General features: G+C 41.0%; 2 protein-coding genes. One reads left to right on the forward strand and one right to left on the reverse strand.

Features of this window, described 5'->3' with window-relative positions; all coding sequences use genetic code 11:
* On the forward strand, positions 1-274 hold a 274-nt coding region (locus AB0J47_RS42250; RefSeq protein WP_364360358.1), incomplete at its 5' end, for a hypothetical protein.
* A gap of 422 nt (positions 275-696) precedes the next feature.
* Here AB0J47_RS42250 and AB0J47_RS42255 read toward each other — a convergent pair.
* Positions 697-1,041, reverse strand: a complete 345-nt coding sequence (locus tag AB0J47_RS42255; RefSeq protein ID WP_364360361.1) for a hypothetical protein — start codon at positions 1,039-1,041, stop codon at positions 697-699.
* Positions 1,042-1,070 lie beyond the last annotated feature (29 nt).

A 1,070-nucleotide genomic window follows, 5' to 3' on the forward strand; every position in this document is an offset into this window, starting at 1 on the left:
CAAGCGACTCATGCTTGATTGGGAGGACGAATACGACTTCCCTATTGAGCTGAAAGAGTCACATGCTTTGAATGCAGCAGTGAAGCTGATCATTCGGGCATCTAGTCCCGAATTGATCGACGAGTACAGCAAAAGCAAGAATTACACCGAAGAGGAGGCAAAGCAGGTTCAAGAAGAGTACAAATGGTTTATGGCGCAATTTCTCGAATTGCTTGCTGACACAATTCAGTCTCGCATTGAAACGGATAAGCGACGCGGTTCACGATTCGTCTAAAACTAGAATAGTAAAATGGCGGAATGCGAAATTGAGCATTCCGCCATTTTCATTTCTACCAAATTCAAGAATTGAGAATGAATTGCGAAGTAAGAAAATGCATTGTGACAATTCTTTAAAAATCTCTATTTGCATTTCCGCCATTTCCGGAATTGTCTATATAACATATTTACTTACAAAAATAAAGCCATAATTCTTCCCCAAGTTCTCTAGAGAACTTGGGGAAGAATTATGGCTTTATTTTTGTAAGTAAATATGTTATATAGACAAATCCGGAAATGGCGGAAATGCAAATAGAGATTTTTAAAGAATTGTCACAATGCATTTTCTTACTTCGCAATTCATTCTCAATTCTTGAATTTGGTAGAAATGAAAATGGCGGAATGCTCAATTTCGCATTCCGCCATTTTACTATTCTAGTTTTAGACGAATCGTGAACCGCGTCGCTTATCCGTTTCAATGCGAGACTGAATTGTGTCAGCAAGCAATTCGAGAAATTGCGCCATAAACCATTTGTACTCTTCTTGAACCTGCTTTGCCTCCTCTTCGGTGTAATTCTTGCTTTTGCTGTACTCGTCGATCAATTCGGGACTAGATGCCCGAATGATCAGCTTCACTGCTGCATTCAAAGCATGTGACTCTTTCAGCTCAATAGGGAAGTCGTATTCGTCCTCCCAATCAAGCATGAGTCGCTTGAATTCGCGAAGATCCTTCCGGCTCAGAGTGAGATTCGTCTTCCGGATGTCACTCCGGATTTCCTCGGCCATGGTCTTGCCCTTTCAGTTTGAGTGTGATT

This window comes from Nocardia sp. NPDC049737 (assembly GCF_040674755.1).
Taxonomy (GTDB): domain Bacteria; phylum Actinomycetota; class Actinomycetes; order Mycobacteriales; family Mycobacteriaceae; genus Nocardia.

Bases quoted from the DNA above. Each gene is read 5' to 3' on its own strand.
- AB0J47_RS42255 (WP_364360361.1), bottom strand. From the start codon at position 1,041: ATGGCCGAGGAAATCCGGAGTGACATCCGGAAGACGAATCTCACTCTG.